Source organism: Tomitella cavernea (assembly GCF_016599145.1).
Classification (GTDB): Bacteria; Actinomycetota; Actinomycetes; order Mycobacteriales; family Mycobacteriaceae; genus Tomitella; species Tomitella cavernae.
Genome location: NZ_JAENKO010000049.1, coordinates 22,629 through 29,662, shown reverse-complemented (window position 1 = coordinate 29,662; position 7,034 = coordinate 22,629). Strand labels below are relative to the sequence as shown.

At 71.6% G+C, this 7,034-nt stretch carries 5 protein-coding genes and 1 tRNA gene; 3 read left to right on the top strand and 3 right to left on the bottom strand.

The genetic code is table 11. From position 1 onward, the window contains the following. The first annotated feature begins 85 nt into the window (after window positions 1-85). Both thpD and JJ683_RS15260 read left to right on the top strand, forming a co-directional pair. A complete protein-coding gene (gene thpD / locus JJ683_RS15265) occupies window positions 86-1,084 on the top strand; it encodes an ectoine hydroxylase (protein ID WP_200175379.1) in 999 nt (332 codons plus the stop codon). A 221-nt stretch (window positions 1,085-1,305) separates the two neighbouring features. Next, a complete protein-coding gene (locus JJ683_RS15260) occupies window positions 1,306-2,163 on the top strand; it encodes a universal stress protein (protein ID WP_200175377.1) in 858 nt (285 codons plus the stop codon). Window positions 2,164-2,220: 57 nt separating this feature from the next. On the opposite strand, the gene JJ683_RS19690 is transcribed toward JJ683_RS15260, so the two are convergent. From JJ683_RS19690 to JJ683_RS15245, 3 genes are all read right to left on the bottom strand, one after another. Next, window positions 2,221-3,939 (bottom strand): alpha/beta hydrolase, encoded by a 1,719-nt coding sequence (locus JJ683_RS19690; RefSeq protein ID WP_200175375.1) that lies wholly within the window; start codon window positions 3,937-3,939, stop codon window positions 2,221-2,223. 8 nt (window positions 3,940-3,947) lie between these two features. Then, window positions 3,948-4,283, bottom strand: a complete 336-nt coding sequence (locus JJ683_RS15250; protein ID WP_200175374.1) for a hypothetical protein — start codon at window positions 4,281-4,283, stop codon at window positions 3,948-3,950. Window positions 4,284-4,538: 255 nt separating this feature from the next. Further along, window positions 4,539-4,612, bottom strand: a tRNA-Arg gene (locus JJ683_RS15245). A gap of 125 nt (window positions 4,613-4,737) precedes the next feature. Here JJ683_RS15245 and JJ683_RS15240 point away from each other — a divergent pair. Further along, the gene (locus JJ683_RS15240; protein WP_200175373.1) at window positions 4,738-6,918 is read left to right on the top strand and encodes a bifunctional copper resistance protein CopD/cytochrome c oxidase assembly protein; all 2,181 of its coding nucleotides are present in this window, start codon (window positions 4,738-4,740) and stop codon (window positions 6,916-6,918) included. Window positions 6,919-7,034 lie beyond the last annotated feature (116 nt).

The following is a 7,034-nucleotide window of genomic DNA, read 5'->3' as shown; positions in this document are numbered from 1 at the left end:
GCCGGACCCGAGTCTCGGTCCGACGGCCGCCGCATCGGTGCACTTGCCCGGGAGCAGCACTGAAGAGCGGAGGTCCAGTCAGACAATGCGTACCGATTCCCATCAGCACCCGCACCGCGCGACCACGACCACGCCGAGCCGCCGTGACCGGCGTCCGCGCGTCGCGGACCGGTACCCCACACGGTCGTCCGCGTCCGTAGAACCGGGCGGCCGCGTGCGCTGGATCGACCGTCCGCACGCGGTGGTGTGGTCGAAGGAGGGGGACGCTGCCGCCGCCGGGCCCCTGGGCGTCGACGAGCTCCACGGCCATGAGGAGAAGGGGTACACGATCGTGCCGGGCCTACTTTCCCCGGCGGAGGTGCAGGAGTACTGGTCGGAGCTCGAGCGGCTGACGGCGGATCCAGCGCTCGCCGACGATCATCGGGTGATCCGCGAGCCGGGGTCCGGGGCGATCCGGTCGATCTTCGAGGTGCACCGCATCTCCGAGGTGATCGACGGGTTGGCGCGGGACAGGCGGGTATTGGGCGCCGCGCGCCAGATTCTGGGCTCGGAGGTGTACATCCACCAGAGCCGGATCAACTATATGCCCGGGTTCGAGGGCAAGGGGTTCTACTGGCACTCGGACTTCGAGACGTGGCATTCGGAGGACGGCCTGCCCGCGCCCCGGGCGGTGAGCCTGTCGATCGCGCTCACCGACAACTACCCGTTCAACGGCGGACTCATGGTGATGCCGGGCTCGCACCGGCACTTCGTCCCCGGGCTGGGGGAGACGCCGTCGGAGAATCACCGGCGTTCGCTGATCATGCAGAACGTCGGCGTGCCGAGCCACGACGACGTGACCGAACTCGCCGCCGAGTACGGGATCGACCAGTTCACCGGTGCCGCCGGAGCCGGCCTGTGGTTCGACTCGAACCTCATGCACGGCTCCGGAAACAACATCACGCCGTATCCCCGCTCGAACATCTTCCTGGTGTTCAACAGCGTGGACAACGCCCCCGTCGACCCGTTCGAGGCGGCGGCGCCGCGCCCGCCGCACATTGCGGCCCGTGATACGACCCCGATGCTCCGCCGCGGGCGCGGATGACGCACTGCCGGCCGCCCCCCGCCCGGTTTCGAGCGCCCGCCCGGCCCGCCCGGACTAGGCTGAGGCGGCGGGCCTGGGGCGACGAGACGGGCAGGACGTGATGACGGCGAGGGCCGGATGACAAGCGAGGGCCGGATGACAAGCGAGGGCCGGATGACGACGAGGACGCGATGATGCGGCACGCGGGGAATGCACGTGCGCAGGTCGGTGTGCTTGCGGCGGTGGACGGTTCTGTGGCGGCGCTCGGCGCGGCGCGGTGGGCGGCCCTGCTCGCGCGCCGACACGACCGCCCGCTGACGATCGGCTGCGCAGTCCAATTACCGGTGCCCTCCGGTGCGGCGGGGAGTACGCGCACGGAGTTCCTCGATGCGCTGCGCGGGCGTTGCGAGCGGGCCCTCGGCCGGGCGGAGTCTGCGGCGCGGGGCGTGTTGGATGCGGAGCACCCGGTGCGCACCGTCCTGTGGGAGGGCCCGCCGATTCCCGCGATCCTCGAAGTGTCCGGCGACGCCGATCTGGTGGTGCTGGGCGACCGCGGCCTGGGCGAGTCCCCGCAGAGCGCCGCGGGGTCGGTGACCTCGGCGCTGATCGCCTACGGCGACCGTCCTGTCGCGGTGGTCCGGGGGTGGACGGGCGCCGAGGAGAACCTGGGATCCGGACCGGTCGTGGTGGGGGTCGACGGCTCCGCCCACTGCAACCCCGCGCTCGAGTTCAGCCTGATCGAGGCGCAGGCGCGCGGCGCCGAGCTGGCGGTGGTGCACGCCTGGAGCGACGTGCCCCTGACCGGTCTCGACGCGCCGCACCTGCAGTGGGAGACGGTCCAGCAGCGTGAGGACGCGGTGTTGGCCGAGTCTCTCGCGGGATGGCAGGAACAGTTTCCCGGGGTGACGATCCGCCGCGAGGTCGTGCACGACCGTCCGGTGCGGCACCTTCTCCGTCATGCCGACGACGCGCAGTTGCTGGTGGTGGGCCACCGCGGGCGCGGCGGGTTCACCGGCATGATGGTCGGCTCCACGTCGCGGGCCCTGCTGCATGCCGCGCCCTGCCCGCTGGTCGTGGTGCGCGACGCGGTCGAGCACTGACGCGCGGCGAACCGACCCGATCCGCCCAGGCCGAGCCCGCAGGCTCGAGGATCGTCACTATTTGCGGATGAGGTTCTCGGTGCGTCCGGCGACCACGGCCGCCATGTTGTAGGTGGAGGTGCGCAGCCCGCCATCCGGGCCGGGACGCGTGTATTCGCTGTGGCCCGACGCGCCGCCGAGATGCCTGCCGTCGGGAGTTGTGGCCTCGTCTGCGGAGAGCTGCTCGAACGACGAGAGCGAGCCCGGATCAGGGCCGAATCTGTCCAGTTTGCGGATTTGCGGAGGGACGAACGGCGAGTGCAGGTTGCCGATGTCCGCGATCGCGTCGTCGTCCGCCTCCAGAACGTACGCATGGTGCGGGGCGAGCCCCAGGTCACCGGGATCATCCGCTATCACGCCCGGGGAACCGTAGAAAACGACGTCGTCCACCGCCCCGCCGACGGCGGGGTTCTGCAGGGCCAGGCTGGTCGTGACCGAACCGTAAGAGTGGCCCAGCGCGGTGATGTGCGGATCAGGGTGCTGCGATGCTGCCCGGAGCCCGTCCAGGAACGGGGCGAGCCGGGCGGCGCCGTCCCGCGCGGTAGCCGGCGTGACCGTGTTCGCCGCGCCGGAGACGAACTCGGTAAGGCTGTCGATCCCGAACTGCGGCGCGTCGTAGCCTATCCAGGCGATCGCGGCGACGTCGTCGACCGCCGCGCTCGCATTCGGCGCGGCGCCGTCGGCGATCTGCGCCGCCGCGGCGGTGCGTAGCATCCCGGCCTCGTCGACCATTGTCGCGAGTGAACTTTCGACGGTCGTGTTGAGGCCGGGAGTGGTCACGGCGATGTGCTCGGCTGTGTCCGGGGCGCCGACGGCGACGGCCGCCCGGCCGCGGGCGTCGCCGCGCATGTCCAGAGCCATGAGCCGGGCCGCCGGATTCGCGGCCATCACGGTGCGGACCGCGTCGATGTCGCGGAGCTTCGCGTGCGCCCGGTTGAGCGGCCCGTCGGCGTGGGCGCGGCGGGCGCTGTCCGCTTCACGTTCGAGCCGATCCTCCTCGGAGTCGAGCAGGTGCATGTTGGCGCGGTGGCGGGCGTCGGCGGGGATCCCGTCGAGCGCCCCCACGGCGGCGGGGCGCACCGCGATCAGCTCTGCCTTTTCGCCGGGGTCCAAGGACTGCCAGTACTCGCGGTTTGCGGCCGGCGTGCCGGACGGCACCGTGGGAGCAGAGCCCGCCGCCTGCGTCATGGCGGCCAGTGCGCCGACGCTGCCATCCGCCCAGCGGGCGGCGCGTACATGTTCCTCGCGGGCCATTGCGGAGTCGACCGTGGCGGCCGCATCCGCGTCCACCGCGGCGAAGCCGTCGAGGGCGTCCGCGATCCGGAGCGCGGCGAGCCTGGCCCGCTGTTCCAGCTCCGGTTCGGGTAATGGAGCGCGGACGGTGGACGTCGCCTCGTCGACGAGGATGCCCTCGACGACGGCCTCCTGGACCTCACCGAGAACCTCGGACCGCGCGATGCTCAGACGCTGGTAGGCGTCCGCGAGGCACACGCTGACGCGGTGTTCGCGGGCGGCCGCGGTGTCACCGTGTGACAGGGCGGAGCGGACCGATCCGCGTGCGAGGCGCGCGGCGGATCCGGACCACGTTCGGAACAATCGCCGCGCCGCCCGGTCGACGTCGTCGCGCGCGGCGCCCATCCGTACAGCGCCGGTGTCGGCCGCGTTGGCGGCGGCGCGCACGCCGGTGATGTCGAGGGCCCTTATCTCCGCGATGCTGAGACTGCGGGGTGCGGTCACCGACGCGGTCATCGGGTGCCCCCGCCGGCCGGCCAGGACATGGCCCCGGCGATCGACTGTTCGGCCTGCGTGAAGTCGTCGGCATTGGAGGACGCCGAGTGGGCGAACGCGGAAAGTTCGCCGGCGAACGCGCGGTGCGCATCGCGGAGCGGCCCGGCCGCCCGCGCGAGCGCCGCGCCCACGGCCGACCCCGCGAGAGTCGCGGCGGCGGCGGACAAGCGCGCCGCGGACTCGATCGACCCCACCGCCGCTGATTCCTCCGACACGGATGCCGCGAAGGCGCGGAGCGCATCCACGTCCACGTTCAGCAGCCCGTCACCGGTTCCGGTTCCGGCTTGATCCACCTTCGGTCCCACTACGGCCTCCCCCCGACGACGGCACCACCCCCCGCGGCGCCGTCCACCACTACGACGCTGCGGCGAGGCCGGCGGTTCCACCGGAGACGGACCGGGAGAACAGCGGGCGCGCAGGATCGGGGCGTGTGCCACGTGTCGGGAGGCGGGGGAGCATCGGCAAACCCGGCCGCGGCCACACCTCGGCTCCGCGGAGCTTCGTGCACGTTGCGCGGACGACACGCTCTCCGACCTGCTGCGATACGGCGCCCCCGGCAGGACTCGAACCTGCGACCTAGAGATTAGAAGGCTCTTGCTCTATCCACCTGAGCTACGGAGGCCGGCCCCGGGCGGTCCCGGTACGAGTCGAGATTCTACGCGGGGCCGCAGAACGTCCATGGTGACGGGGACTACCCGGGATCCCCTCGCAGGTGGAGCGCCTTGCGGTGCCGCTTACCCTGTAGGCATGGCTACGTCCGACCTCGTCTCGTCTCCGGACTCGCGCGACCCGGAGTCGCCCGGGAAGGACCCGTCCACCGCCGCCGCGCCGCCCGCCGCCTCCAGTGGGAAGCGGCCCGGATCCCGCGGGTCGTCGATCGGCGGACTGTTCGTGGTGTGCGCGGGCATCGCGGCGCTTGTCGCGGCGATGCTGTCGAGCCTGTCGCTGACGGCCAAGCTCAGCGCACTCGGCATTGCGAGCGCCGGGGCGGTCACCGACTACGGCATCCCGGTGCTGCGTGCCGCCGGAGAGATCTCCGCGGTCATCGCCATCGGCTCGCTTTTGCTGGCCGCGTTCCTGGCGCCGCCGCAGCGCAGCGGGATCCTCGACGTCGACGGGTATCGCGCGGTGCGCACGGCATCCGTCGCGGCGATCGTCTGGGCCGCAGTGGCCCTGCTGATGATCCCTCTGCAGCTGTCGGAAGTGTCCGGACGCCCGCTCTCCGAGGCGATGCTCCCGGACAATGCGCTGAGCGGCATCGAACAGGTGGAGGCCTCACGCGCCTGGCTTTGGGTGGCCATCTTCGCGATCGTGCTGGCCATCGGCTGCCGTCTGGTCCTGCGGTGGGGCTGGACCCCGCCGCTGCTGGCGCTGAGCATCCTCACGCTGATGCCGCTGGCGATCACGGGTCATTCCGGCTCGGGCGGCAACCACGACATGGCGACCAACTCGCTCGTGCTGCACCTGGTGGCCGCGTCGCTGTGGGCGGGCGGGCTCTTCGCGGTGCTCGCGCATGCACGGCGCAAGGGTGCGCGCACCGACGTCGTCGTCCGGCGCTATTCGCACGTCGCCACGGTGGCGCTCGTCGTCATCGCGGTCAGCGGCGTGATCAACGCGCTCGTGCGGGTCACACCGTCGGACCTGTTCAGCACCACCTACGGCTGGATGATCGTCGGCAAGGCCGCGGCGCTCGTCGTGCTGGCGGGCATCGGTCTGCAGCAGCGCCGGGTGTCGGTGCGGGCCCTGCAGCGCGACGCGTCGGCCCGGCGGCCTTTGGTGCGCCTGGCCACCGTCGAGGTGATGGTGTTCTCGGCGACCTTCGGGCTGGCGGTGGCGCTCGGCGGGGCGCCGCCACCGCCGCCGGGGCGTGAGCTGAGCATCCAGGAGGTGCTGCTGGGGTACACCCTCGACGGCCCGCCGACATTGATGCGGCTTCTGTTCGACTGGCGCTTCGACCTGCTGTACGGCACCGCCGCCATCGTCATCGCCGTGGTCTACCTGCTGGCCGTGCGCAGGCTGCGGGCGCGCGGAATCGCCTGGCCGGTCGGCCGCACCCTCGCCTGGCTGGCCGGCGCGTTCCTGCTGTTGTTCACCACCAGCTCCGGGGTGGGGCGCTACACGATGGCCATGTTCAGCGTGCACATGGGCGCGCACATGGCGATGTCGATGCTGATCCCCGTCCTGCTCGTGCTGGGCGCGCCGATGACGCTGGCGCTGCGCGCGCTGAAGCCGGCCGGCAAGGACGGCGTGCCAGGACTGCGCGAGTGGCTGCTGGCGGCGCTGCACAGCCCCGTCTCCCGATTTCTGACGCATCCAGTGGTGGCCGCGGCGATCTTCGTCAGCGGGTTCTACGGGCTGTACCTCACGCCTATCTTCGGCGACATCGTGTCCACCCATACCGGGCACGTGCTGATGAATCTGCACTTCCTGCTCAGCGGGTACCTGTTCTACTACGTGGTGCTGGGAGTGGACCCGGCCCCGCGCAGGCTCGAGCCGGTCACCAGGCTGGGCGTGGTGATGGCGACGTTGCCGCTGCACGCGTTCTTCGGCATCGCGCTGATGATGACCGACACGGTGATGGGCTACGACTTCTACCACGGCCTGAACCTTCCGTGGGTGACGGATCTGCTGCGCGACCAGCAGACCGGCGGCGGCATCACGTGGGCCTCCGGGGAGCTGCCGCTGCTGCTGATCATGGCGGCGCTGGGCGTGCAATGGTCCCGGTCGGACCAGCGCAGGGCGCGTCAGCACGACCGGCGTGAGGAGCGCGATCACGACGCCGAGCTGGAGTCGTACAACGCGATGTTCCAGGAACTGGCGCGACGCGACCACGCGGACGACTCGGCGGAGCACGGCCACGGGAACGCTCCTGCGCGGGACGATCCGCGGCGGGACTCCGCCACGGAGGGCGCCTCCCACTCGCCGTGATCCACTGCGGCCGACTCCGCCTGCTCGAGCATCCCTCCCGCCCCGAGTCAAGTCCGTGCGCCGCGTTGTCCACAGCTGCGGAGTTATCCCCAAACCGGGCCATATCGGGCGCCGAA

Bases quoted from the DNA above. Each gene is read 5' to 3' on its own strand.
- thpD (WP_200175379.1), top strand. From the start codon at position 86: ATGCGTACCGATTCCCATCAGCACCCGCACCGCGCGACCACGACCACG.
- JJ683_RS15240 (WP_200175373.1), top strand. From the start codon at position 4,738: ATGGCTACGTCCGACCTCGTCTCGTCTCCGGACTCGCGCGACCCGGAG.